Here is a 25,065-nt window from a genome sequence, read left to right on the forward strand (position 1 = left end):
GTTTTTCTCGCCAACGGACCTTCCATGTCGGTTTCATTCGTACACCTTCGCCTGCACACCGAATATTCCCTGGTAGACGGGCTGGTACGGATCAAGCCGCTGGTCAAGTCGCTCACGGCGATGAACATGCCGGCGGTTGCGGTCACCGACCAGAGCAACATGTGTGCGCTGGTGAAGTTCTACAAGGCCGCCATGGGCGCCGGCATCAAGCCGATCTGCGGCACGGACCTATGGCTGGCAGGTTCAGGCGCGGATTCTCCGCTGAGCCGCATCACCTTGCTGGCCATGGACGCCCAAGGCTACCGCAACATTACCGAGTTGATTTCCCGGGGCTATATCGAAGGCCAGCGCAACGGCCTGATCATCATCGAGCGGGAATGGGTAGCCGAGGCCAGTGCCGGCGTCATCGCGCTGAGCGGCGCGAAGGAAGGCGAAATCGGCCAGTCCCTGCTGGGCAACGATCCCGGCCAGGCCGAGGCGTTGCTGCGCTACTGGATGGGCGTGTTCCCGGACCGTTTCTATGTGGAGCTTCAACGCACCAATCGGGCGGGGGATGAAGATTACCTTCACGCGGCGGTCGCCCTGGCTGACCGCCTGGGCGCGCCGTTGGTAGCGACCAACGACGTACGCTTTATCAAGGCCGAGGATTTCGACGCACACGAAACCCGCGTATGCATCGGTGAGGGGCGGGCGCTGGACGACCCGCGGCGTTCACGCAACTACAGCGACCAGCAATACCTGAAAAGCCCGGAAGAAATGGCCGAGCTGTTCAGTGACTTGCCCGATGCGCTGAGCAACTCCGTGGAAATCGCCCGCCGCTGCAATATCGAGGTCAAGCTCGGCAAGCACTTCCTGCCGGATTACCCCATCCCCGATGGTATGACCATCGACGAATATTTCCGCAAGGTCTCCTTCGACGGCCTCGAGGAACGGTTGGCCGTACTGCTGCCCCGTGAAACCACCGAGAATTACGAAGCGCGCCGCCAGGTGTACGTGGACCGGCTGAATTTCGAACTGGATATCATCATCCAGATGGGGTTCCCCGGTTACTTCCTGATCGTGATGGACTTCATCCAGTGGGCCAAGAGCAACGGCGTGCCGGTGGGCCCGGGCCGAGGGTCGGGTGCCGGCTCGCTGGTGGCGTACGTGCAGAAGATCACCGACCTGGACCCGCTGGAATACGACCTGCTGTTCGAGCGCTTCCTCAACCCCGAGCGGGTGTCGATGCCTGACTTCGACGTCGACTTCTGCATGGATGGCCGCGACCGGGTCATCGACTATGTGGCGGACAAGTACGGGCGCAACGCGGTCAGCCAGATCATCACCTTCGGTTCGATGGCGGCCAAGGCGGTGGTGCGTGACGTAGCCCGCGTGCAGGGCAAGTCCTACGGCCTGGCCGATCGCCTGTCCAAGATGATCCCTTTCGAAGTGGGCATGACCCTGGAAAAGGCCTTCGAACAGGAGGAAATGCTCCGCGATTTCCTTGCCAGCGATGAGGAAGCCGCGGAAATCTGGGCCATGGCACTCAAGCTCGAGGGCATTACCCGGAACGTGGGCAAGCATGCCGGGGGCGTGGTAATCGCGCCTACCAAGCTTACGGACTTCTCGCCCATCTATTGCGACGAAGCCGGCGACGGCCTGGTGACCCAGTTCGACAAGGACGACGTGGAAGCCGCCGGCCTGGTGAAGTTCGACTTCCTGGGCCTGCGGACCCTCACGATCATCGACTGGGCGCTGCGCACCATCAACCGTGATCGCGCCAAGGTGGACGAGGAACCGCTGGACATCGCGTTCATTCCACTGGACGACAAGCCGACCTACAGCCTGCTGCAGAAAGCCGAAACCACGGCGGTGTTCCAGCTTGAATCGCGCGGCATGAAAGAGCTGATCAAGAAGCTCAAGCCCGACTGCCTCGAAGACCTGATCGCACTGGTAGCGCTGTTCCGCCCCGGCCCGTTGCAGTCGGGCATGGTGGACGACTTCATCAACCGCAAGCACGGCCGTGCCGAGCTGGCTTACCCCCACCCGGACTACCAGTACGAAGGGCTCAAGCCCGTGCTAGCCCCCACCTACGGCATCATCCTGTATCAGGAACAGGTAATGCAGATCGCCCAGGTGATGGCGGGTTACACACTGGGTGGCGCCGACATGCTGCGCCGCGCCATGGGCAAGAAAAAGCCCGAGGAAATGGCCAAACAGCGCGGGGGGTTCATCGAAGGGTGCGCAAGCAACGGTATCGACGCGGACCTGGCCGGTAACATTTTCGACCTGGTGGAAAAGTTCGCGGGCTATGGCTTCAACAAGTCTCACTCCGCGGCCTACGGGCTTGTGTCCTACCAGACCGCGTGGCTGAAAACCCACTACCCGGCGCCGTTCATGGCGGCCGTGCTGTCGGCGGATATGCACAACACCGACAAGGTGGTCACGCTGATCGAAGAGGTACGCAGCATGAAGCTGCGCCTTGACGCGCCGGACGTGAACACCTCTGAGTTCAAGTTCACCGTGAACGACGATGGCCGTATCGTTTATGGCCTGGGCGCGATCAAGGGGGTAGGCGAAGGCCCTGTGGAAGCGATTGTCGAATCCCGCGCGGCAGGGCCCTTCAAGGACCTGTTCGACTTCTGCGCCCGGGTAGACCTCAAACGCATCAATAAGCGCACCCTTGACGCCCTGGTGCGCAGCGGTGCGCTGGACCGCCTCGGCCCGTATTTCCAGGACGAACCCAAGGCGTATCAGGCAAACATCGACCGCAACCGGGCCGTGCTGCTGGCGGCCATGGAAGAGGCGATCAAGTCGGCGGAGCAGACGGCGCGCACCCAGGACAGTGGCCACGTGGACCTGTTCGGTGGTGTGTTCGCCGATGCCGAGGCGGACGTCTATGCCAATCACGACAAGGCCCGGCCGCTGTCGCTCAAGGAGCGGCTCAAGGGGGAGAAAGACACGCTGGGCCTGTACCTCACGGGTCACCCTATCGACGAGTACGAAACGGAAATCCGCCGTTTCGCCCGCCAGCGCATCATCGACCTCAAGCCTGCCCGGGATACCCAGACCATCGCCGGCATGGTGGTGGCGCTGCGTGTGATGAAGAACAAGAAGGGCGACAAGATGGGCTTCATTACTCTGGATGACCGCTCCGGGCGAATCGAGGCGTCGCTGTTCGCCGATGCCTTCCACGGTGCCCAGGCCTTGCTGCAGACCGACACTGTAGTGGTAGTGGAAGGGGAGGTGAGTAACGACGACTTCTCCGGCGGCTTGCGGCTGCGGGTCAAGCGTGTACTGAGCATGGAAGATGCCCGTACCCAGTTGGCCGAAAGCCTGCGGATCAAGGTGGATATCAAGGCGCTGGGCGGTGACCGCATCAACTGGCTCGGTAACCTGCTGAACAAGCACCGGGGCGCTTGCCCGATTACCCTGGACTACAGTTCAAGCGAGGCGCGGGCCTTGTTGCAGTTCGGCGAAGCCTGGCGCATTGACCCGGCCGACAGCCTCATCCAGGCCTTGCGTGACCAGTTCGGACGGGAGAACGTCTTCCTGAATTATCGCTGAGCCGGGGCCACCGATCCCGCTCCGGCACGCGCTCGGGCCCAAGGGCTGCGAGCGCATTGTTTTTACATCTCGACCTCAAGGCGCCACTTACGTATGGTATGGCGCCAAACGGATCAACCGGCCGCCTGGCCGTCGACCCAAGACGGAAGCCTATGAACCCGAATTTCCTGGATTTCGAACAGCCAATCGCTGACCTGCAAGCCAAGATCGAAGAGCTGCGCCTTGTCGGCAACGACAACTCACTCAACATCAGCGATGAGATCTCTCGCCTTCAGGAAAAGAGCAGCACGCTGACCGAGAGCATCTTCGGCAACCTGACCAGCTGGCAGATCGCGCGCCTGGCACGTCACCCGCGCCGCCCTTACACGCTGGATTACATCCCGCAGATCTTCACCGAATTCGAAGAGCTGCACGGCGACCGCCATTTCTCCGATGACGCCGCTATCGTTGGCGGTACCGCCCGCCTCGAAGGCCGGCCGGTCATGGTGATCGGCCATCAGAAAGGCCGCGAAGTTCGCGAGAAGGTTCGCCGCAACTTCGGCATGCCGCGCCCCGAGGGCTACCGCAAGGCGTGCCGCCTGATGGAAATGGCCGAGCGTTTCAAGATGCCGATCCTCACCTTCATCGACACACCGGGCGCGTACCCGGGTATCGACGCCGAGGAGCGTAACCAGAGTGAAGCCATCGCCTGGAACCTTCGGGTAATGGCCCGGCTTAAAACCCCTATCATCGCCACGGTGATCGGCGAAGGGGGTTCCGGTGGCGCGCTGGCGATCGGCGTGTGCGACCAGCTCAACATGCTGCAGTACTCGACCTACTCGGTCATCTCCCCTGAAGGCTGTGCCTCCATTCTCTGGAAAACCGCCGACAAGGCGCCCGACGCCGCCGAGGCCATGGGCATCACCGCCGAGCGCCTCAAGGGCCTGGGCATCGTCGACAAGGTGATCGACGAGCCGCTGGGGGGCGCACACCGTGATGTAGCGCTGGTGTCGCAAACCCTGCGTGCCTCGCTGATCGAACAGCTGGACATGCTCAGTGGTTTCGACCTTCCGGCACTGCTCGACCGCCGCTATGAGCGGCTGATGAGCTACGGCCTGTAAGCCCTGTTGCCGTGCCAGCCCTTGGCACGGCACCCTTCGGGAGCTGCCGCGTGAACCTCGCCGAGCACTTGCTCACCCGGCTTGGCCCCTGGCGTGACGCCCCCGGGTGGGTTGTCGCGCTGTCCGGCGGGCTCGACTCTTCCGTTCTCCTGCATGCCTTGGCCGCACTGGCCGGCGCGCATGCACTGCCGCCGCTGCGGGCAATCCACGTTCACCACGGCCTGCAAGCCGTGGCCGATACCTGGCCTGCCCATTGCCAACAGCTGTGCGAACGCCTCGGTGTGCCGTTCGAGGACGTGCATGTTCAAGTAGCGCCGGGCTCAAGCGTGGAGCAGGCCGCTCGCCATGCCCGTTATGCCGCACTGGGCACCGCCCTTGGCGATCGCGAGGTGCTGCTCACCGGGCAGCACTGTGATGACCAGGCCGAAACCTTGCTGTTGCGCTTGCTGCGCGGCGCAGGCGTACGTGGCGCCGCAGCCATGCCTGCGCAACGCGCGCTGGGCAGCGGAACGCTGATACGGCCTTTGCTGGACGTGGGGCGCGATACGCTGCTGGCCTACGCCCAGGCCGCCAGCCTGGAGTGGATAGAAGACCCGTCCAACGCCGACCCTCGGTACAGCCGTAACTACCTTCGTCACCATGTGATGGGGGCGCTGCGAGCCCGTTGGCCGGCTGCCTCCGTGAACCTGGCGCGAAGCGCAGGGCATTTTGCCGAGGCGCTGAGCCTGCTCGACGAGGTTGCCGAGGAGGACCTGCGGCTGGCGCAGCAAGGCAAGCCGTTCCCCTGGCTGCCGGTGCCCTCGCTGGCGCTGGCGCCGCTGTGCAAGCTGAGTGAAGCCCGTCAGCGCAACGCTATCCGCGCTTGGCTGGCGCCGCTGAGCCGGCAGCCGGATACGAATCATTGGGCGGGCTGGGCGGTGCTCAGGGATGCCGCGCCCGATGCGGCGCCAATATGGGCATTGGCTGACGGCGCGATATACAGGGCGGTGGATCGCGTGTGGTGGGTGGCCGGCCCCTGGCGAGCGGCGCCGACCTTGCCTCCCGCCTGGGAAAAGCCCGGCCAGGCCCTGAGCTTGCCAGGCAATGGCGCGGCATATTGGCACGGCCCGCTACCGGTGGGGCAGCTCCAGATACGCTATCGCCAGGGAGGTGAACGTTTGACGGTACCCGGCCGCGGCAGCCGCGATTTGAAGCGCTTGCTGAACGAAGCGGGTGTGCCCGGCTTCGTTCGAGGGCGCTTGCCTTTGCTGTTTCTGGAGGGGCAGCTGGTTGCCGTGGCGAACCTGCCGTGGCTGTCTGTCATCCCGGGCGAACTGCGTTGGCAACCACCGACGATTGACCGGTGTTTGAGATGAAAGCCGCTTTCCGGTAGACTACCCTCCCTTCTTGATACAGCTTCTGCGCGTGCTTGTAACCGCCGGAGCTGCCGATTACCGAGCAGTCTTTGCTGGGCGATGGTTGAAATGTGTAGCAGCTCACTTGCCGGCGACATGCGCCGGTTCGTATGTATGCGTCAGTTTTTCGTACCGTGCGCGGCAAATGTCGCTGGTTGTCGGGGCCCTCGCAGGCGGGACGCTGTTCCGCGCGTCGGGCCTTCCTTCGCTTTCCCCGGCGGCTCCGACCGCTTTAACGCAGACTTCTAGGGTTTTTCATGACGCGTTACATCTTCGTCACGGGCGGTGTTGTTTCTTCATTGGGGAAAGGCATCGCCTCGGCTTCACTGGCGGCCATCCTGGAGGCGCGGGGGCTGAAGGTCACCATGCTCAAGCTGGATCCGTACATCAACGTCGATCCAGGCACCATGAGCCCCTTCCAGCATGGCGAAGTGTTCGTCACCCATGACGGCGCCGAAACCGACCTGGACCTGGGTCACTACGAGCGGTTCATCCGCACGACCATGACCCAGAACAACAACTTCACCACCGGCCGTGTGTACGAGCACGTGCTGCGCAAGGAGCGCCGTGGTGATTACCTGGGGGCGACCATTCAGGTGATCCCCCACATTACTGACGAAATCAAGCGCCGCATCATCAAGGGCGCCGGCGATGCCGACGTGGCCTTGGTGGAAATCGGCGGCACCGTCGGTGACATCGAATCCCAACCGTTCCTCGAAGCCATCCGCCAGCTGCGGGTCGAGGTCGGCGCTCGCCGCGCCATGCTGATGCACCTCACCCTGGTGCCCTACATCGCTACTGCTGGCGAAACCAAGACCAAGCCTACCCAGCATTCGGTCAAGGAGCTGCGCTCCATCGGCCTGCAACCGGACGTACTGATCTGCCGCTCCGACCATCCTGTGGATGCATCCTCGCGTCGCAAGATTGCGCTGTTCACCAACGTTGAAGAGCGTGCGGTCATCTCCCTCGAAGACGTCGACACCATCTACAAGATTCCGGGCGTGCTGCATGCCCAGGGCCTGGATGATTTCGTGGTAGAACGCTTCGGCCTGCAATGCGGCAGCGCGGACCTGGCCGAGTGGGACAAGGTCATCGACGCCAAGCTCAACCCCGAGCACGAAGTGACCATCGCCATGGTCGGCAAGTACATGGAGCTGCTGGACGCGTACAAGTCGCTGATCGAAGCGATGAGCCATGCCGGCATCCAGAACCGCACCCGGGTGAACCTGCGCTACATCGACTCCGAAGACATCGAGAACCAGGGCACCGGCCTGCTCGAAGGTGTGGATGCCATCCTGGTACCGGGCGGCTTCGGCCTGCGCGGTGTCGAGGGCAAGATCCGCGCGGTGCAATTCGCTCGTGAAAACAAGGTTCCGTACCTGGGCATCTGCCTGGGCATGCAGGTAGCGGTGATCGAGTTCGCCCGTAACGTACTGGGCTGGACCGATGCCAACTCCACCGAGTTCGAGCGCAACAGCGGCCACCCCGTGGTGGGCCTGATCACCGAATGGGCGGATTCCACCGGCGCGGTCGAAACCCGCACCGAAACGTCGGACCTGGGCGGCACCATGCGCCTTGGCGCACAGGAATGCCTGCTGGAGCCCCACTCCAAAGTACATGCCTGCTACCAGAAGGACGTGATCGTCGAGCGGCATCGCCATCGCTACGAAGTGAACAACAACCTGCTGCCGCAGCTGGTAGAGGCGGGCCTGGTGATTTCCGGCCGCTCCGGCGACGGCGCGCTGGTCGAAGTTGTGGAAGGCAAGGACCATCCGTGGTTCGTCGCCTGCCAGTTCCACCCTGAATTCACCTCTACCCCGCGCGATGGCCACCCGCTGTTCAGCGGTTTTGTAAAAGCCGCGCTCGCTCAACGGAGCCTGACGCAAAGGAACAAGGGCTGACCCATGGCACAGAAAACGATCCGCGTTGGCAACATCGAGCTGGCCAACGACAAGCCCATGGCCCTGTTCGGCGGCATGAACGTGCTGGAGTCCCGCGACCTGGCCATGAAAGTGTGCGAAGAGTACGTACGGGTGACCGACAAGCTCGGCATCCCGTATGTGTTCAAGGCCAGCTTCGACAAGGCCAACCGCTCCTCGGTCAACTCGTACCGTGGCCCGGGCATGGAGGAGGGGCTGAAGATCTTCGAAGAGATCAAGCGCACCTTCAACGTGCCGGTGATCACCGACGTGCACGAGCCGCATCAGGCCGCGCCAGTTGCAGAGGTATGTGACATCATCCAGCTGCCGGCCTTTCTGTCGCGGCAAACCGACCTGGTGGTGGCGATGGCCAAAACCAATGCCGTGATCAACATCAAGAAGGCGCAGTTCCTCGCGCCACAGGAAATGAAACACATCCTGACCAAGTGCGAGGAAGCCGGTAACGACCAGTTGGTGCTGTGCGAGCGTGGCTCGAGCTTCGGGTACAACAACCTGGTGGTCGACATGCTGGGCTTCGGCATCATGAAGCAGTTCGAGTACCCGGTGTTCTTCGACGTGACCCACGCCCTGCAGATGCCCGGTGGCCGCGCCGATTCGGCCGGTGGGCGCCGCGCCCAGGTCACCGACCTGGCCAAGGCCGGTATCAGCCAGGGCCTGGCCGGGCTGTTCCTCGAGGCGCATCCCGACCCGGACAACGCCCGCTGCGACGGTCCTTGCGCCCTGCGCCTGGACAAGCTGGAGCCGTTCCTGAGCCAGCTCAAGGCACTTGATGAACTGGTGAAGAGTTTTCCGATCATAGAGACCGCCTGATCGCGGTTTCGCCGGTCAGCAACGCCTTTCAACGCCCCGCACTGATGACAGGAGTCGCGGGGCGTGTTCCATCCCTCAGCTGCGTCGTTCTCGTCCAATCTGGAGTGTTTACAACAATGGCAAAAATCGTCGACATCAAAGGTCGTGAGGTTCTGGACTCCCGTGGTAACCCGACCGTAGAAGCTGACGTGCTTCTGGACAACGGCATCATCGGTCGCGCCTGCGCGCCGTCCGGCGCATCCACCGGTTCACGCGAAGCATTGGAGCTGCGTGATGGCGACAAGAGCCGTTACCTGGGCAAGGGCGTACTCAAGGCCGTGGCCAACATCAACGGCCCGATCCGCGATGCGCTGCTGGGCAAGGACCCGGCTGACCAGAAAGCCCTCGACCACACCATGATCGAGCTGGACGGTACCGAGAACAAAGCCAGCCTGGGCGCCAACGCCATCCTCGCGGTGTCCCTGGCTGCCGCCAAGGCCGCGGCCGAGGACCTGGACCTGCCGCTGTACGCGCACATCGCCAACCTCAATGGCACACCGGGCGTGTACTCCATGCCGGTGCCGATGATGAACATCATCAACGGCGGCGAGCATGCCGACAATAACGTCGACATCCAGGAATTCATGGTGCAGCCGGTTGGCGCGAAAAACTTCGCCGACGCGCTGCGCATGGGCGCTGAAATCTTCCACAGCCTCAAGGCCGTGCTCAAGGCTCGCGGCCTCAGCACTTCGGTGGGTGATGAGGGAGGTTTCGCACCTAACCTTGCGTCCAACGAAGACGCGCTGGGCGCTATCGCCGAAGCCGTCAAAAATGCCGGTTACACCCTCGGCACCGATGTGACCCTGGCACTGGACTGCGCCGCGAGCGAGTTCTATGAAGACGGCACCTATGACCTGGCTGGCGAAGGTCACAAGTTCGATGCCGAAGGTTTTGCCGAATACCTGAAGGGCCTGACCGAGCGCTACCCGATCATTTCGATCGAAGACGGCCTGGATGAGTCCGACTGGGCTGGCTGGAAAATTCTCACCGACAAGATCGGCGAAAAGGTGCAACTGGTCGGTGACGACCTGTTCGTGACCAACACCAAGATCCTCAAGGAAGGCATCGACAAGAAGATCGGTAACTCCATCCTGATCAAGTTCAACCAGATCGGCAGCCTGACCGAAACGCTCGAAGCCATCCAGATGGCCAAGGCCGCCGGCTACACCGCGGTCATCTCGCACCGCTCGGGCGAAACCGAAGATTCGACCATCGCCGACCTGGCCGTAGGCACTGCCGCCGGCCAGATCAAGACCGGTTCGCTGTGCCGTTCGGATCGCGTGTCCAAGTACAACCAACTGCTGCGTATCGAAGAGCAATTGGGCGAGCGCGCACCGTACCGTGGTCGCGCCGAGTTTCGCGGTTGATCAGGAAGTGGTAAAAAGGCGGCGGGCAAGGTAATACTCGGCCCTGTCGCCTTGATGGCTTCCCGATGATCGTTTCACGGCGACCGTTTCACGGCGACCGTTCACGGCGATACGGACTGCATAGGGCCTGGCGGATGCCAGGCTTTGTGCTATCTGGACTGACTTTTCACTGGATTCTTCGATGCGCAGTCCCTATTGGTTGTTTCTGGTACTCATTCTGTTGCTGGCTGGCTTGCAGCATCGGCTATGGGTGGGCACGGGCAGTTTTGCCCAGGCCGCTGACCTGAAGCAGCAGATCGCCGATCAAAAAACCGAAAACGAGCGCCTGTTCGAACGCAACCGCGTGCTGGACGCCGAAGTGCTCGAGCTTAAAAAAGGCATGGAAACCGTCGAAGAGCGTGCCCGCCATGAGCTGGGCATGGTCAAGGATGGCGAAACCCTCTACCAGATTACCCAATGACCCCGCCTGTCTCTTTCTGGGTGGTCATCCCCGCCGCCGGCGTTGGCTCGCGCATGGGGGCCGACCGCCCCAAGCAATACCTTTCATTCGCTGGCAAAACCCTGCTCGAACACACCTTGGACTGCTTCCTCGGCCACCCGGAGCTACGCGGGATGGTGGTAAGCCTTGCGGTGGACGACGCCTGGTGGCCGCAACTGGGCTGCGCTGCAAACCCCGCTGTTCACCGCGCTGCGGGCGGGCGTGAGCGCTGCGACTCGGTGCTCAATGCCTTGCTCAAGCTCAACGAACTGGGCGCTGGCAGCCGTGACTGGGTGCTGGTTCACGACGCCGCCCGGCCTAACCTGGCGGCCAGTGATCTGGAGCGCCTGCTGGCCGAACTGGCCCATGACGACGTGGGTGGCTTGCTGGCCGTGCCTGCCAAGGACACCCTCAAACGCGCGGGCGCGGACGGCCGGGTCGCCGATACCCTCGACCGAAGCGTGGTCTGGCATGCGTTCACACCGCAGATGTTCCGCCTGGGCCCCCTGCAGAGGGCGCTGGCCGATGCGCTGGTGGCCGGCGTTGCCGTGACCGACGAAGCGTCTGCCATGGAATGGGCGGGCCATGCCCCGCGTCTGATTGAAGGCCGGGCCGACAACATCAAGGTCACCCGCCCCGAAGACCTGGCCTGGCTGCGCCGCTGACCAAGGACCACCCGATCATTCTGGGACCGGGCAAGCCGCAGGCGTAGCCCGGGAATATTCCTCCCGCCCCGCCAATCCTTCCCGCAAATGCTCGATCAACCCGCGCACTTTGGGCGAGAGGTGACGCTGCTGGGGGTAGAGTGCCCACACCGCAGTGTTCGGTGGCTGGTTGGCTTCGAGCAGTGAAACCAGCGCGCCGGTACGCAGGTGCTCCAGCACGTAATAGTCCGGCAACTGGCACAAGCCCATACCCTTGAGCGCGGCGTCGAGCACGGCCTGCCCGCTGTTGCACCGCCAGGTGCCCTGCACCCGTACAACGGCCTCGCGGTTGTGTTCTTGCATCAGCCACTGATCGCTGCTGCCGATGAGGCAATTATGTCGGGAGAGCTCGGACAGGCTGTGGGGCCGGCCATAACGTTCCAGATAGCCAGGCGACGCGCAGAGATACATGCGGCGAGGGGCAAGGCGGCTGGCCACTAGCCTTGAATCCTGCAGGCGGCCCAGCCGAATCGCCAGGTCCAGCCCTTCGTCCACCAGGTCCAATGTTCGATTGGTCAATTCGATGTCTACCTGCAGCTGCGGGTAGCGGGCTTGATAATCGGTGACCAGCGGCACAATAAAGCGCTCGCCATAGGCAACCGCGCAGGTCATGCGCAGCAGGCCTTTCGGAGCGCTGGCCAGGTCGTGTACCGCGCGCATGGCCTCCTCGCGACCGTCCTGTAGCCGACGGCAGTGCTGGAGAAACGTATGGCCGGCCTCGGTCAGGCTCACCCTCCGGGTACTGCGGTAGAACAACCGCGCTTGCAAGCGTTCTTCCAACTGGGCCACTTGCCGGCTCACATGGGACGAAGACACGCCCAATGCAACCGCTGCCGCGCTGAATTGCCCGTGCTCAGCCACCGCGACGAATTCATCCAGCCCTTCCCACCGCAAAAGACCCATGATTATCCCTGAGCAGCAATAATGTTTCCCGAATGAGCCAATTATCCACAGCCGAGGCGTAGCGTACACTTTGGTTTTACCTATGCCCCCTGGAGTTCTCATGATCAAGTCCCGTGCCGCGGTCGCCTTCGAAGCGAAGAAGCCGCTGGAGATCGTTGAAGTGGATGTGGCCATGCCCAAGGCCGGTGAAGTGCTGCTGCGCGTAGTAGCCACCGGCGTTTGCCACACTGATGCCTACACCCTGTCTGGCGCGGACCCGGAAGGCATCTTCCCAAGCATCCTGGGCCATGAAGGCGGTGCTATCGTGGAAGCGGTTGGCGAAGGCGTCACATCCGTCGCCGTGGGCGATCATGTGATCCCGCTGTATACCCCCGAATGTCGCCAGTGCAAGTTCTGCCTGTCCGGCAAGACCAACCTGTGCCAAGCGATACGCGCCACCCAAGGCAAGGGCCTGATGCCAGACGGCACTACCCGCTTCGCCTATCAGGGCAAGCCATTGTTCCACTACATGGGTACGTCCACCTTCTCCGAATACACCGTATTGCCGGAAATTTCCGTGGCGCGCATTCCCAAGGAAGCGCCGCTGGAGAAGGTATGCCTGCTGGGCTGCGGCGTAACTACCGGTATCGGCGCTGTGCTTAACACCGCCAAGGTCAAGCCAGGGGATACAGTCGCCATCTTCGGCCTGGGTGGCATCGGCCTCTCGGCCATTCTGGGCGCGGTGAAGGCCAAGGCCAGCCGCATCATTGCCATCGACATCAACCCGGCCAAGTTCGAGATCGCCCGCCAACTGGGCGCCACAGACTGCATCAACCCGAAGGACTTCGATAAGCCGATCCAGGAAGTGGTGGTCGACATGACCGATGGCGGCGTGGACTTCTCCTTCGAATGCATCGGCAATGTGCAGCTGATGCGTGCCGCGCTCGAATGCTGTCACAAAGGTTGGGGCGAATCGGTGATCATCGGCGTGGCCGGGGCCGGGCAGGAGATCGCCACGCGGCCGTTCCAGCTGGTGACCGGGCGCGTATGGCGCGGCAGTGCTTTCGGTGGCGTGCGCGGCCGTACCGAACTGCCCAGCTATGTGGAAATGGCCGAGCAGGGCGAAATTCCGCTGGACACCTTCATCACCCATACCATGCCGTTGGAAGACATCAACAAGGCCTTCGACCTGATGCACGAAGGCAAGAGCATCCGCAGCGTGATTCATTTCTGAAGGTGGCGCCATGAGCCTTGAAAACCTCTCGTGCCAGAAAAGCTTCGGCGGCTGGCACAAGCGCTACAAACACCGCTCCAGTACCCTGGGGTGCGACATGGTATTTGCGGTATACCTGCCACCCCAGGCGGAATCGGGTAAAGCCCTGCCAGTGCTTTACTGGCTTTCCGGCCTGACCTGCACCGATGAAAACTTCATGCAGAAGGCCGGCGCCCAGCGCCTGGCCGCCGAGCTGGGGCTGATCATCGTGGCGCCAGATACCAGCCCGCGCGGCCAGGATGTGCCCGGCGACCCGGACGGCGCCTGGGATTTCGGACTGGGTGCGGGTTTTTACCTCAATGCAACCCAGCCGCCGTACGCGCAGCACTACCGTATGCATGACTACGTGGTGAGTGAATTGCCTGCGCTGATCGAAGCGAACTTCCCCGCCAGCGATGCCCGGTCGATCGCGGGCCACTCCATGGGCGGACATGGCGCGCTGGTGTGTGCCTTGAGAAACCCCGGCAAGTACCGTTCGATCTCGGCGTTTTCGCCCATCAGCAATCCGATGGATTGCCCGTGGGGAGAGAAGGCATTTGGGCGATACCTGGGCCAGGAGCGCAACCGCTGGCGCGAATGGGACAGCAGTGTGCTGCTGAGCCAGGCGAAGGAACAATTGCCGCTGTTGGTCGACCAGGGCGATCGCGATGATTTCCTCGCAACGCAGCTGAAACCCGAAGCGTTGCAAAAAGCGGCCGACGACGCCGGCTATCCGCTCACCCTGCGGCTGCAGCCGGGTTACGACCACAGCTATTATTTCATCGCCAGCTTCATCGATGACCACCTGCGCCACCACGCCGCGGCCCTCGGGTTGGCGTGAACCGGCGGCAACGATGCCCAAGCCCGCCTCGGCAAGGTAGAATCGCGCCCTGACTTATACAGGGCGTTTTTCTATGCGTATCGGGCACGGCTATGACGTTCACCGTTTTGGTGACGGCGATTTCATCACGCTGGGCGGGGTACGTATCCCCCATACCGCCGGGCTGATTGCCCATTCCGACGGCGATGTGCTGCTGCATGCCCTCAGCGACGCGCTGTTGGGCGCCGCCGCGCTGGGCGATATCGGCAAGCATTTTCCCGACACAGACCCGCGCTTCAAGGGCGCCGACAGCCGGGCGCTGCTGCGTCATGTGGTCGAACTGGTCCAGACAAAGGGTTGGGTGGTCGGTAACGTGGATGCCACCATCGTTGCCCAAGCGCCAAAAATGGCGCCGCATATCGAAGCCATGCGCGAGGCCATTGCGGCAGACCTTCAGGTTGCGCTCGATCAGGTGAACGTGAAGGCCACAACCACCGAGAAGCTGGGCTTCACCGGCCGCGAGGAGGGGATTGCGGTTCACGCTGTTGCCCTGTTGCTCGCCTCATGAACGAATGGGAACTGCTGGGCCCTCGCGCTTCAGGCGATGCCTTGGGCACCGCTGTGCTCAAGGCTACGGCCGAAGATTTCCAAGTCAACGAGGTGCTCGACATTCCCTTGGCCGGGGATGGTGAGCACTTGTGGCTGTGGGTAGAAAAGCGCGAGCTCAATACCGAAGAGGCGGCCCGTCGGCTGGCTCGCGCGGCTGGCGTGCCGGTAAAGATGATCAGCTACGCGGGCCTCAAGGACCGCCAGGCGCTTACCCGGCAATGGTTCAGCCTGCACCTGCCAGGCAAGGGTGAGCCAGACCTCACCAAGGCCGAAGACGCCAGCTTGCGTATCCTTCAGGCGACACGGCATCGCCGCAAGCTCCAGCGCGGCGCTCATTCGGCCAACGGCTTTTCGCTGCGCCTCACGGCCCTGATTGCAGACCGCGAGGCGATAGAGCAGCGGCTGAACCAGATCAAACAGTGCGGGGTACCCAATTATTTCGGCACCCAGCGCTTTGGCCATGACGGCGGTAACCTTGCGCACGCCCGGCACTATGCCGAAAACGCTCGCCTGCCTGAGCAGCGTAACGTGCGCTCGCGCATCCTTTCAGCCGCACGCAGTTACCTGTTCAACCAGATATTGGCCAGGCGGGTAGAGCAGGGTAACTGGAACCAGGCGCGGCCGGGCGACGTACTCGCCTTCACTGACAGCCGAAGTTTCTTCATTGCGGGCGAGGCCGAGTGCCTCGACCCGCGGCTGGATGCCCTGGACCTGCATCCCACCGGTGCGCTGTACGGCAGGGGCGTTTCCCCGGCCGGTGGCAATACGCTAGCGCTGGAGCAGGCCGTTCATGCCACCGAGGCTACCTTATGCGATTGGCTGGCCGAAGCAGGGCTGGATCACGAACGTCGCATTCTTCGACTGCCCATACGGGAGCTGTCGTGGCATTATCCCGAGCCTGACATTCTGCAACTGGATTTCATCCTGCCCACCGGATGCTTCGCCACCGTGGTGGTTCGTGAGCTGTTCGATCTGGTGCAAGCGGGGTAGACGGAAAGCCCATGCGTATCTTGATCTCCAATGACGACGGGGTCACCGCCCCAGGCATCGCCGCGCTCCATGCTGCGCTGGCGGATTTCGCCCACTGCACGGTGATTGCGCCAGACCAGGACCGCAGCGGGTGCAGTAGCGCCCTGACGATCGATCGGCCGCTGCATCCGATCACACTCGACAATGGCTTCATCAGCCTCGATGGTACCCCCGTGGATTGCGTTCACCTGGGCCTGAATGCGCTGCTCGAGGAGGATCCCGACCTGGTGGTATCCGGCATCAACCTGGGGGCAAACCTGGGTGATGACGTGATCTATTCCGGCACTGTGGCGGCTGCCCTTGAAGGGCGTTTCTCAGGGCACACATCGTTTGCCTTTTCGCTGGCCTCGCGCCAGCTCGATAATCTGCCTGCTGCGGCCTGGTACGCGCGCAAGCTGGTCGAAGCACAGGGCGAGCTGAAGCTGCCGCCGCGCACTGTGATAAACGTTAACGTGCCCAACCTTCCACTCGAGGCCATCCGTGGGATTCGGCTCACCCGCCTTGGGCACAGGGCACGCGCGGCGCGCCCAAGCCTGGTGGTAGACCCGCGAGGGAAGCCCGGCTACTGGATCGCGGCGGCCGGGGACGCGGAGGACGGTGGTGCTGGCACTGATTTCCACGCCCTGATGCAGGGCTATGTGTCGGTAACGCCTTTGCAACTCGATCGCACGTTTCATCCAGCCTTCGAAGCGCTTGGGGCCTGGCTGGAGGAGCTGCGCTGATGCGAGGGCAAGACGACTTGCTGCACCGCGGCATTGGCATGACTTCCCAGCGTACCCGTGAGCGGCTGATCCAGCGGCTGTCCGAGGAGGGCATCTGCAACCGGCAAGTGCTGGATGTGCTGCGCAAGACGCCACGTCATCTGTTTGTGGATGAGGCACTCGCGCACCGCGCCTATGAAGACACCGCGCTGCCTATCGGCAACAACCAGACGATTTCCCAGCCTTATATGGTTGCCCGCATGAGCGAGCTACTGTTGGCCGCCGGGCCATTGGACAAAGTGCTGGAAATCGGCACGGGTTCGGGGTATCAGACCGCCGTCCTTGCCCAGCTGGTTGAACGGGTCTTCTCGGTGGAGCGTATCAAAGGCCTTCAGGATCGCGCCAAGGAGCGTTTGCAGGCCCTGAACGTGCGTAATGTGGTGTTCCGCTGGGGCGATGGCTGGGAGGGATGGCCGGCGCTGGCGCCGTATAACGGGATTATCGTTACTGCGGTAGCCACCGATGTGCCCCAGGCCCTGCTGGACCAGCTGGCGCCTGGCGGCCGCATGGTCATTCCCGTGGGCGCTGGCGAGGTACAGCAACTGATGTTGATTGTCCGCGAGGAGCATGGCTTCGCCCGTCACGTGCTGGGCGCGGTTCGCTTTGTTCCGCTGCTGACCGGCCCGCTGGCCTGAGCGGCCGGGCCGCAACATGTGTTCCGGAATTCCCTCGTCCTTGGCCGGTCATAGAGGGGCTTGAGGTTCTTCGCCCATCTTTTTGTTTATCAACGCCTTTATGGGCATGGCCGGTTATCAGGCTCGGTTATACTGCCGGCCTTGTAAATCCATCATCCAAAGGGAGTAGCGGGTGAGTTCGACAGTTTCTGGTCAGTGTGTGAGTGTGCTGCGCGCCAAGCGCCTGCTCCCCGCACTGGCTATCGCGGCTTTGCTGGCCGGTTGTTCGAGCACGCCGAGCAGCGGCGTGCGAGTGGTCGACCGCGCGGCAGCCACGCCCCAGCGCCCTCAGACAACCACCGGTCAATATGTGGTCAAGCGCGGCGACACCTTGTACTCCATAGCATTTCGCTACGGCTGGGACTACAAGGCCTTGGGAGCGCGCAATAATATCCCGGCCCCCTATACCATTCGTCCGGGCCAGGTGCTGCGCTTCGATGGCCAGGCCGGTAGCCCAGCGGTGGCAAGCGCGCCTGCGCCCACCATCGTGACACGAAGCAACTCCACGTCATCCTCCAGCACAACTACGATCATACGACGCCCGGTTGTGGCACCCGCAGCGGTTACTCCGGGTGTTTCGAGCCCAGACAGCGCCTCTGCCACCGCGCCTGTGAGCACGCCAGTGCCTGCTGGCGAAGTAGTGGCGGGAGGTTGGACCTGGCCGGCGAATGGCGTTTTGATAGGCAAATTCGCTTCAAACGGTAGTTTGAATAAAGGAATTGATATCGCAGGGGATTTGGGACAGCCTGTTTTCGCTGCGTCTGATGGATCCGTGGTGTACGCCGGAAGTGGATTACGGGGCTACGGCGAGTTGGTGATCATCAAACACAGTGACACCTACGTGAGTGCTTACGGTCATAACCGTAGGCTACTGGTTCGGGAGGGGCAGCAAGTCAAGGCCGGGCAGACGATTGCCGAAATGGGCTCCACGGGTACCGACCGGGTGAAACTTCACTTCGAAATTCGCCGTCAGGGCAAGCCGGTAGACCCCATGCAGTTTCTGCCACGACGTTGAACAACGCTGCAGCCTGTCACTGACCACGTAGTGGGGACAGGCTCCTGCGCAGCCATGGAAACCAGGCGCGCTTGGGCTTGAGGTCGAACTCGCAAAGGGACTATAACAATGGCTCTTAACAGAGAAGCGCCGGAGTTTGACATCGACGATGAGGTGCTTTTGGTAGAAACCGGCATCGTCCTTGATTCGGCGGTCGATGAGGACGCCCCGCTGGCAGCGGTACGCTCCAAGGCCAGGCAATCTTCTGCGCTCAAGCAGCACAAGTACATCGACTACACCCGTGCGCTTGATGCCACTCAGCTTTATCTGAACGAAATCGGCTTTTCCCCGCTGCTCTCTCCCGAGGAAGAAGTTCACTTCGCGCGCTTGTCCCAGAAGGGCGACCCCGCCGGCCGCAAGCGGATGATCGAAAGCAACCTGCGCCTGGTCGTGAAAATCGCCCGCCGTTACGTGAATCGCGGCCTGTCGCTGCTCGACCTTATCGAGGAAGGCAACCTGGGGCTTATCCGGGCTGTCGAGAAATTCGATCCCGAACGTGGCTTCCGCTTCTCCACTTACGCCACCTGGTGGATTCGGCAAACCATCGAACGCGCGATCATGAACCAGACCCGCACGATCCGCTTGCCGATCCATGTGGTCAAGGAACTCAACGTCTACCTGCGGGCCGCCCGCGAGCTCACTCAGAAGCTCGATCATGAGCCGTCCCCTGAAGAGATAGCCGCACTGCTCGAGAAGCCTGTATGCGAGGTGAAACGCATGCTGGGGCTGAACGAGCGAGTGTCTTCGGTCGATGTTTCCCTCGGGCCGGATTCCGACAAAACACTGCTTGATACCCTGACCGATGATCGGCCCACCGACCCTTGCGAACTGTTGCAAGACGATGACCTGTCACAGAGCATCGATCAGTGGCTGTCCGAGCTGACCGACAAGCAACGTGAGGTAGTTGTGCGCCGCTTCGGCTTGCGTGGCCATGAAAGCAGCACGCTGGAAGACGTAGGGCTCGAAATCGGGCTTACCCGCGAGCGTGTGCGGCAGATCCAGGTAGAGGGCCTCAAGCGTTTGCGCGAGATTCTCGAACGCAATGGCCTGTCGAGTGAATCACTGTTCCAGTGACCCCAACACCGCCAAGAGAGCCCCGCCCTGCGGGGCTTTTCTTTGACCGCATTTCTTGAGCCTTGGATGTCTCAACAAAGCGTAGGAAAAAGCTTACGCGTTGCGTGAGAAAATAGCGTTTGGCTGTGTGAAAAAATTCCTTGGCACGCCAGTAAAAATGCTAAGCCACTGAATTTTCGAGGTTTTTTAGATGTAATAGGTCAGAAACGACTTTTCTTGAAAAAACCCTTGGGTTGTTCGCCGTTTCGAAAAGCCTATTATTTGAACTGTGTCCACGGACAGACACAGGCTTCCAGGGACGGTCGCCAGGACATCGCATGACGCGATTCATCAGGATGATGAAAAGGAAATACAGGGACCAAGGAAGACAATACGGGGGGGCTTATACCCCCCTTTTTTATTGCCGCGAAAAAAGCGGGCCGGCTGTCAGGCTACGCCTCTCAGCGCTCCAGATCCTTGATCTTGCCTTTTACGCCATCGAACTCTTCCGCTTCCGGCAGGGCATCCTTACGCTCGGTGATGTTCGGCCACACCTCCGCCAGCTCGGCGTTCAACGCAATGAATTCCTGCATGTCATCCGGGACCTCGTCTTCGGAGAAGATCGCCTGGGCCGGGCATTCAGGCTCACAGAGCGCGCAGTCGATGCATTCATCGGGATGAATGACCAGGAAGTTCGGGCCTTCGTAAAAGCAGTCCACCGGACACACTTCTACGCAGTCGGTGTACTTGCACTTGATGCAGTTGTCGGTGACGACGAAGGTCATTTCAAATTCTCTCCTCAGGCGGCTGGCGCGGGCCCCACGGGAAGGGCCCGGCAGGTTCGGGGCTGGCCTGGTGTTCCAGGCTGATGGTCACAGGTGTGCCTCGCGGACCCTGCGGGACCTTGAAGGCCCCAGTCTCTAGGGTGGACTTCCCAAACCGCGCGGGATTCTATCAGCTTGCGGGCCTTGGCGTTAGACCCGCTGTTTCAATGTGTAGAGCAGTTCGAGCGCCGCACGGGGCGTCATGTTATCGAGGTCGGCCTTGGCCAGGTCATCCAGCACCGGGTGGGGCAGCTGGGCAAAGAGGTCGCTCTGGTGCGGCACCTGCGGCGTGCCCGGTCGAACGGGGTTCACTTCGCGGGGCAGGCTGGCGGTTTCAAGGCGGCCGAGATGTTCCTTCGCCCGCTCGATGACCGGCCCCGGCACGCCTGCCAGCTGCGCCACGGCCAGGCCATAGCTTTGGCTCGCCGGCCCCGGCAGCACATGGTGAAGGAACACGATGCGCTCGTTGTGCTCGGTAGCGTTCAAATGAACGTTCGCGACCACCGGCTCGCTCTCTGGCAACACCGTGAGCTCGAAGTAATGCGTCGCGAACAGGGTGAACGCCTTGAGGTGTGCCAGCCGTTCGGCCGCAGCCCATGCCAGGGAAAGCCCGTCGAACGTGCTGGTGCCCCGTCCCACTTCGTCCATCAGCACCAGGCTTGCGTGGGTAGCGTTATGCAGAATGTTCGCGGTTTCGCTCATTTCCACCATGAAGGTGGACCGTCCGCCCGCCAAGTCATCGCTGGACCCGATGCGGGTGAAAATGCGGTCCACCAGGGACAGCTCACAGCGAGCGGCGGGGACGAATGCGCCGATATGCGCCAGCAGCACGATCAGCGCGGTCTGGCGCATGTAGGTCGACTTGCCGCCCATGTTTGGCCCGGTGATCACCAACATGCGCGTATGGTCGTTCAGGCTCAGGTCATTGGCCACGAACGGCGTGGTAAGCACCTGCTCCACCACAGGGTGGCGGCCTTGCTCGATCCGGATAGAAGGCTCGTCCACGAAAGTGGGGCAGTTCAGGTCCAGGGTCAGCGCGCGCTCGCCCAGGTTGCTCAACACATCCAGCTCCGCGAGCGCGGCGGCGGTGTCCTGCAGCGGCGCAAGGTGGCTGATGAGTGTTTCCAGCAACGCTTCATAGAGCATTTTCTCCCGCGCCAGGGCACGGGTTTTCGCTGACAGGGCCTTGTCTTCGAACGCCTTGAGTTCAGGAGTAATGAAGCGCTCGGCGCCTTTGAGGGTTTGCCGCCGGATGTAGTCGCCAGGCGCCTGTTCAGCCTGCTTGCTGGGCAGTTCGATGAAATAGCCATGCACACGGTTGTAGCCGACCTTGAGGTTGGCAAGGCCGGTGCGGGCCTTTTCACGGGCTTCGAGGTCGATAAGGAACTGCCCGGCGTTTTCGCTGAGCGACAGCAGCTCGTCGAGTTCGGCGTCATAGCCGACCTTCAGTACGCCGCCGTCGCGAATGACCGCGGGAGGTGTATCAATGATCGCCCGCTCCAGCAGCGAAGCCAGCTCTGGATAAGTACCGGCGATGGTCGCCAGTTGGGCCAGATGCGGAGCCTCGAGGTCGGCCAGGTGGTTCTGTAGTTCAGGGAGCGCCGCCAAGGCATCCCGCAGGCGTGCCAGGTCGCGAGGGCGCGCGTTGCGCAGGCCGATACGGGCCAGAATGCGCTCCAGGTCTCCAATGGCCTTCAGCTGGGGCTGCAGCCCTTCGAAGCGATAGCCTTCCAGCAAGCACCGAATGGACGCCTGGCGGGCATTGAGAATCTTCAGGTCCCGCAGCGGACGGTTGAGCCAGCGCGCCAGCAGGCGGCTGCCCATGGCGGTCTGGCAACGGTCCAGCACGGATTGCAAGGTGTTGTCGCGCCCACCACTGAGGTTCACGTCCAGCTCGAGGTTGCGACGGGTGGCGGCGTCCAGCACCACGGTGTCATCCAACCGCTCGTGGCGCAGGCTGCGCAAATGGGGCAGGGCGGTGCGCTGGGTTTCCCGGGCGTAGGCCAGCAGGCAACCGGCCGCACTGATCGCGAGGGTAAGCTGTTCGCAGCCGAAGCCTTTGAGGTCCTGCGTGCCGAACTGCTGACACAACAGCTTGCGCGCGGTGTCGCGTTCGAATTCCCAGGGCGGCCTGCGGCGCGAGCCTCGGCGCTTTTCGGCCGGCAAGCCCTGCGGCCAGTCGTCCGGAATCAAGAGTTCTACCGGGTTGATGCGCTCGAGCTCGGCGAGCAGGTGCTCCCAGCCTTTGAGCTCCTGGACGATGAACTGCCCGCTGGTGATGTCCAGCACCGCCAGGCCAAACAGCCGCTCATCACCGAGCAAGGCCGCGATCAGGTTGTCACGGCGCTCATCGAGCAGGGCTTCATCGCTGACCGTTCCGGGGGTAATGATGCGCACGACCTGGCGTTCCACCGGGCCCTTGCTGGTGGCGGGGTCGCCGATCTGTTCGCAGATCACTACTGATTCGCCTAACTTCACCAGCTTGGCCAGGTACCCTTCGGCGGCGTGATAAGGGATGCCACACATGGGGATGGACTGCCCAGCCGACTGGCCCCGGGCGGTGAGCGTGATATCCAGCAGCCTGGCCGCTTTCTTCGCATCTTCGTAGAAGATTTCGTAGAAATCACCCATGCGGTAGAACATGAGCTGGTCCGGATGCTGGTTTTTCAGCTTCCAGTATTGCTGCATCATCGGGGTGTGATTGGACAGTTCAGACATTCAGGGGCTTTGCTCGGCTGTCGTGTAACAGAGGACGAAAGCCGGCAATGGTACAGGGATTTTCCGTGCTGCCAAACGTGCTGCGCCTGCGGTTGAACAGTGATTCATCGTTCAAGTGCATGTGATCGTGGCAGAACGAGTGGCCTGAAATCCCCCGTTGCCTATCGACGATGGACAGCAGGGCGGTTCCGTCGGAAAGTCTACCCCCGGCCGAACGTTGCGCGGCCAGTCAAACCAGATGAACGAGGAGTTTCCATGGATGACATCACTCATCTCGCCACTGCCCTGGGGAGCCGGCTTCAAGCGTTGGGCGCGACCGTTACCACGGCAGAGTCCTGTACCGGTGGTGGCATTGCCGAGGCGATCACTCGCGTCGCCGGCAGCTCTGGCTGGTTCGAGGCCGGCTACGTGACCTACTCCAACCGTCAGAAGCATTTGCAACTCCAGGTACCTGAAGCGTTGTTCGCCGATGTAGGTGCAGTGAGCGAGGAGGTTGTGGTGGCCATGGCCCTCGGCGCGGCGCGCCAGGCCCAAGCGCGGTTTTCCGTGGCGGTAAGCGGCGTGGCGGGCCCTGGAGGCGGCTCGGCGGACAAGCCGGTAGGCACTGTGTGGCTGGCGTGGGCGGATGGCGATCGCACCTTTACCGAACGCAAGCAGTTCGATGGTGATCGACATAGTGTGAGGCAACAAACGGTGGTGGCCGCGCTGCAGGGGCTGGCCGCATTGGCCGCTGGAGAAAAACCCGGGCAGGGGTAGGCGATCCGCCGAAGGTATGGAATAATACTGTCTACTTATACAGTTATTGGCCCGCTCAGGTCGCGCACCGCGCGCTGTCGGCCCTATCGAAATCGAAATCGTGAGGACATCAATGGACGACAACAAGAAGCGTGCCTTGGCTGCGGCCCTGGGTCAAATCGAGCGTCAATTCGGTAAGGGTGCCGTCATGCGCATGGGTGACCATGAGCGTTCGGCCATTCCTGCCATCTCGACCGGCTCGCTGGGGCTCGACATCGCGCTGGGCATCGGCGGTCTCCCAAAAGGCCGTATCGTTGAAATCTATGGCCCGGAATCCTCGGGTAAAACCACGCTTACCCTGTCTGTGATCGCCCAGGCTCAACGCAGCGGGGCAACCTGTGCGTTCGTTGACGCCGAGCACGCGCTGGACCCTGAATACGCCGGCAAGCTGGGCGTGAATGTCGATGACCTGCTGGTTTCCCAGCCGGACACCGGTGAGCAGGCGCTGGAAATCACCGACATGCTGGTGCGCTCCAACGCGGTGGACGTGATCATCGTCGACTCCGTGGCGGCACTGGTGCCGAAGGCCGAGATCGAAGGCGAAATGGGCGACATGCACGTAGGCCTTCAAGCCCGCTTGATGTCCCAGGCCCTGCGCAAGATCACCGGTAACATCAAGACCGCCAATTGCCTGGTGATCTTCATCAACCAGATCCGGATGAAAATCGGTGTGATGTTCGGTAGCCCGGAAACCACCACCGGCGGTAACGCGCTCAAGTTCTACGCCTCGGTTCGCCTGGATATCCGTCGTACCGGTTCGGTGAAGGAAGGTGACGACATCGTGGGTAGCGAAACCCGGGTGAAGGTCGTCAAGAACAAGGTTTCGCCTCCGTTCCGTCAAGCTGAATTCCAGATCCTTTATGGCAAAGGTATTTACCTGAACGGCGAAATCATCGACCTCGGCGTAGCCAATGGCTTCGTCGACAAATCCGGTGCATGGTACGCCTATCAGGGCAACAAGATCGGCCAGGGCAAGGCAAACGCCGCCAAGTACCTGGAAGAGAACCCAGAGGTCAAGGCCGCGCTGGAGAAGCAGATCCGCGACAAGTTGCTCAACAGCGGCGCAGCCGCGGATGCGAAAGACGCGAAAGACACGAAAGACGCCAAGGATGCCAAGGATGTGAAAAAAGGCGCCTTGGCCCCTGACGAAGTTGTAGACGCCGACAGCGACCTGTAATTGGACGTTTACCTTCACCTGGTCATGGTCAACGGCCGG

The 25,065-nt window shown here is 62.0% G+C and carries 21 protein-coding genes; 18 read left to right on the plus strand and 3 right to left on the minus strand.

The window, feature by feature from the left end:
* The first annotated feature begins 24 nt into the window (after positions 1-24).
* From dnaE to ispD, 8 genes are all read left to right on the plus strand, one after another.
* Positions 25-3,546 carry a DNA polymerase III subunit alpha gene (dnaE, locus tag AC3Z8Y_RS04465; RefSeq protein ID WP_490088626.1) on the plus strand — a complete coding sequence of 1,174 codons (3,522 nt, stop codon included), beginning with the start codon at positions 25-27 and terminating at the stop codon, positions 3,544-3,546.
* 152 nt (positions 3,547-3,698) lie between these two features.
* Positions 3,699-4,646 carry an acetyl-CoA carboxylase carboxyltransferase subunit alpha gene (locus tag AC3Z8Y_RS04470; protein WP_490088627.1) on the plus strand — a complete coding sequence of 316 codons (948 nt, stop codon included), beginning with the start codon at positions 3,699-3,701 and terminating at the stop codon, positions 4,644-4,646.
* A 50-nt stretch (positions 4,647-4,696) separates the two neighbouring features.
* Complete coding sequence (gene tilS / locus AC3Z8Y_RS04475) at positions 4,697-6,001, plus strand: tRNA lysidine(34) synthetase TilS (RefSeq protein WP_490088628.1); 1,305 nt, start codon at positions 4,697-4,699, stop codon at positions 5,999-6,001.
* A 296-nt stretch (positions 6,002-6,297) separates the two neighbouring features.
* Entirely contained in the window at positions 6,298-7,941 is a 1,644-nt protein-coding gene (pyrG, locus tag AC3Z8Y_RS04480; RefSeq protein ID WP_490088629.1) for a CTP synthase, read from the plus strand.
* Positions 7,942-7,944: 3 nt separating this feature from the next.
* The gene (gene kdsA / locus AC3Z8Y_RS04485; protein ID WP_490088630.1) at positions 7,945-8,790 is read left to right on the plus strand and encodes a 3-deoxy-8-phosphooctulonate synthase; all 846 of its coding nucleotides are present in this window, start codon (positions 7,945-7,947) and stop codon (positions 8,788-8,790) included.
* 116 nt (positions 8,791-8,906) lie between these two features.
* Entirely contained in the window at positions 8,907-10,196 is a 1,290-nt protein-coding gene (gene eno / locus AC3Z8Y_RS04490) for a phosphopyruvate hydratase (RefSeq protein ID WP_490088631.1), read from the plus strand.
* A 181-nt stretch (positions 10,197-10,377) separates the two neighbouring features.
* The gene (ftsB, locus tag AC3Z8Y_RS04495) at positions 10,378-10,656 is read left to right on the plus strand and encodes a cell division protein FtsB (protein ID WP_225775105.1); all 279 of its coding nucleotides are present in this window, start codon (positions 10,378-10,380) and stop codon (positions 10,654-10,656) included.
* Positions 10,653-11,339, plus strand: coding sequence for a 2-C-methyl-D-erythritol 4-phosphate cytidylyltransferase (gene ispD / locus AC3Z8Y_RS04500; protein ID WP_490088632.1), 687 nt, complete (start codon positions 10,653-10,655; stop codon positions 11,337-11,339). Before ftsB ends, ispD begins: the two co-directional genes overlap by 4 nt.
* Positions 11,340-11,354: 15 nt before the next feature.
* Here ispD and AC3Z8Y_RS04505 read toward each other — a convergent pair whose 3' ends face one another.
* Positions 11,355-12,281: a LysR substrate-binding domain-containing protein gene (locus tag AC3Z8Y_RS04505; protein WP_490088633.1), complete on the minus strand. Its 927-nt coding sequence runs from the start codon at positions 12,279-12,281 to the stop codon at positions 11,355-11,357.
* A gap of 100 nt (positions 12,282-12,381) precedes the next feature.
* On the opposite strand from AC3Z8Y_RS04505, the gene AC3Z8Y_RS04510 reads away from it, so the two are divergent.
* From AC3Z8Y_RS04510 to rpoS, 8 genes are all read left to right on the plus strand, one after another.
* Positions 12,382-13,494, plus strand: coding sequence for an S-(hydroxymethyl)glutathione dehydrogenase/class III alcohol dehydrogenase (locus AC3Z8Y_RS04510; protein ID WP_181117212.1), 1,113 nt, complete (start codon positions 12,382-12,384; stop codon positions 13,492-13,494).
* Between the two features lie 10 nt (positions 13,495-13,504).
* Positions 13,505-14,353, plus strand: a complete 849-nt coding sequence (gene fghA, locus AC3Z8Y_RS04515) for an S-formylglutathione hydrolase (RefSeq protein ID WP_490088634.1) — start codon at positions 13,505-13,507, stop codon at positions 14,351-14,353.
* Positions 14,354-14,426: 73 nt separating this feature from the next.
* Positions 14,427-14,900 (plus strand): 2-C-methyl-D-erythritol 2,4-cyclodiphosphate synthase, encoded by a 474-nt coding sequence (gene ispF / locus AC3Z8Y_RS04520; protein WP_490088635.1) that lies wholly within the window; start codon positions 14,427-14,429, stop codon positions 14,898-14,900.
* On the plus strand, positions 14,897-15,931 hold the full coding sequence (gene truD, locus AC3Z8Y_RS04525) for a tRNA pseudouridine(13) synthase TruD (RefSeq protein WP_490088636.1): 1,035 nt from the start codon (positions 14,897-14,899) through the stop codon (positions 15,929-15,931). Before ispF ends, truD begins: the two co-directional genes overlap by 4 nt.
* An 11-nt stretch (positions 15,932-15,942) precedes the next feature.
* Positions 15,943-16,692 (plus strand): 5'/3'-nucleotidase SurE, encoded by a 750-nt coding sequence (gene surE / locus AC3Z8Y_RS04530; protein ID WP_490088637.1) that lies wholly within the window; start codon positions 15,943-15,945, stop codon positions 16,690-16,692.
* A gap of 38 nt (positions 16,693-16,730) precedes the next feature.
* Positions 16,731-17,366: a protein-L-isoaspartate(D-aspartate) O-methyltransferase gene (locus tag AC3Z8Y_RS04535; protein ID WP_490089932.1), complete on the plus strand. Its 636-nt coding sequence runs from the start codon at positions 16,731-16,733 to the stop codon at positions 17,364-17,366.
* 172 nt (positions 17,367-17,538) lie between these two features.
* Entirely contained in the window at positions 17,539-18,420 is an 882-nt protein-coding gene (locus AC3Z8Y_RS04540; RefSeq protein WP_490088638.1) for a peptidoglycan DD-metalloendopeptidase family protein, read from the plus strand.
* Between the two features lie 108 nt (positions 18,421-18,528).
* On the plus strand, positions 18,529-19,533 hold the full coding sequence (gene rpoS / locus AC3Z8Y_RS04545) for an RNA polymerase sigma factor RpoS (RefSeq protein ID WP_181117218.1): 1,005 nt from the start codon (positions 18,529-18,531) through the stop codon (positions 19,531-19,533).
* 440 nt (positions 19,534-19,973) lie between these two features.
* Here the strand turns inward: rpoS and fdxA are convergent, their stop codons facing one another.
* The gene (fdxA, locus tag AC3Z8Y_RS04550; RefSeq protein ID WP_225775098.1) at positions 19,974-20,297 is read right to left on the minus strand and encodes a ferredoxin FdxA; all 324 of its coding nucleotides are present in this window, start codon (positions 20,295-20,297) and stop codon (positions 19,974-19,976) included.
* A gap of 189 nt (positions 20,298-20,486) precedes the next feature.
* Complete coding sequence (gene mutS / locus AC3Z8Y_RS04555; protein WP_490088639.1) at positions 20,487-23,054, minus strand: DNA mismatch repair protein MutS; 2,568 nt, start codon at positions 23,052-23,054, stop codon at positions 20,487-20,489.
* A 255-nt stretch (positions 23,055-23,309) separates the two neighbouring features.
* Here mutS and AC3Z8Y_RS04560 point away from each other — a divergent pair, with 255 nt between their 5' ends.
* Complete coding sequence (locus AC3Z8Y_RS04560; RefSeq protein ID WP_490088640.1) at positions 23,310-23,810, plus strand: CinA family protein; 501 nt, start codon at positions 23,310-23,312, stop codon at positions 23,808-23,810.
* 112 nt (positions 23,811-23,922) lie between these two features.
* Complete coding sequence (gene recA / locus AC3Z8Y_RS04565; RefSeq protein ID WP_490088641.1) at positions 23,923-25,026, plus strand: recombinase RecA; 1,104 nt, start codon at positions 23,923-23,925, stop codon at positions 25,024-25,026.
* Positions 25,027-25,065 lie beyond the last annotated feature (39 nt).

It is taken from the genome of Pseudomonas sp. 3MAES_34.3B, assembly GCF_058145875.1.

Coding starts and splice junctions, on each gene's coding strand:
- dnaE (WP_490088626.1), top strand. CDS start 25: ATGTCGGTTTCATTCGTACACCTTCGCCTGCACACCGAATATTCCCTG.
- AC3Z8Y_RS04470 (WP_490088627.1), top strand. CDS start 3,699: ATGAACCCGAATTTCCTGGATTTCGAACAGCCAATCGCTGACCTGCAA.
- pyrG (WP_490088629.1), top strand. CDS start 6,298: ATGACGCGTTACATCTTCGTCACGGGCGGTGTTGTTTCTTCATTGGGG.
- kdsA (WP_490088630.1), top strand. CDS start 7,945: ATGGCACAGAAAACGATCCGCGTTGGCAACATCGAGCTGGCCAACGAC.
- eno (WP_490088631.1), top strand. CDS start 8,907: ATGGCAAAAATCGTCGACATCAAAGGTCGTGAGGTTCTGGACTCCCGT.
- ftsB (WP_225775105.1), top strand. CDS start 10,378: ATGCGCAGTCCCTATTGGTTGTTTCTGGTACTCATTCTGTTGCTGGCT.
- ispD (WP_490088632.1), top strand. CDS start 10,653: ATGACCCCGCCTGTCTCTTTCTGGGTGGTCATCCCCGCCGCCGGCGTT.
- AC3Z8Y_RS04505 (WP_490088633.1), bottom strand. CDS start 12,281: ATGGGTCTTTTGCGGTGGGAAGGGCTGGATGAATTCGTCGCGGTGGCT.
- AC3Z8Y_RS04510 (WP_181117212.1), top strand. CDS start 12,382: ATGATCAAGTCCCGTGCCGCGGTCGCCTTCGAAGCGAAGAAGCCGCTG.
- fghA (WP_490088634.1), top strand. CDS start 13,505: ATGAGCCTTGAAAACCTCTCGTGCCAGAAAAGCTTCGGCGGCTGGCAC.
- ispF (WP_490088635.1), top strand. CDS start 14,427: ATGCGTATCGGGCACGGCTATGACGTTCACCGTTTTGGTGACGGCGAT.
- truD (WP_490088636.1), top strand. CDS start 14,897: ATGAACGAATGGGAACTGCTGGGCCCTCGCGCTTCAGGCGATGCCTTG.
- surE (WP_490088637.1), top strand. CDS start 15,943: ATGCGTATCTTGATCTCCAATGACGACGGGGTCACCGCCCCAGGCATC.
- AC3Z8Y_RS04535 (WP_490089932.1), top strand. CDS start 16,731: ATGACTTCCCAGCGTACCCGTGAGCGGCTGATCCAGCGGCTGTCCGAG.
- rpoS (WP_181117218.1), top strand. CDS start 18,529: ATGGCTCTTAACAGAGAAGCGCCGGAGTTTGACATCGACGATGAGGTG.
- fdxA (WP_225775098.1), bottom strand. CDS start 20,297: ATGACCTTCGTCGTCACCGACAACTGCATCAAGTGCAAGTACACCGAC.
- mutS (WP_490088639.1), bottom strand. CDS start 23,054: ATGTCTGAACTGTCCAATCACACCCCGATGATGCAGCAATACTGGAAG.
- AC3Z8Y_RS04560 (WP_490088640.1), top strand. CDS start 23,310: ATGGATGACATCACTCATCTCGCCACTGCCCTGGGGAGCCGGCTTCAA.
- recA (WP_490088641.1), top strand. CDS start 23,923: ATGGACGACAACAAGAAGCGTGCCTTGGCTGCGGCCCTGGGTCAAATC.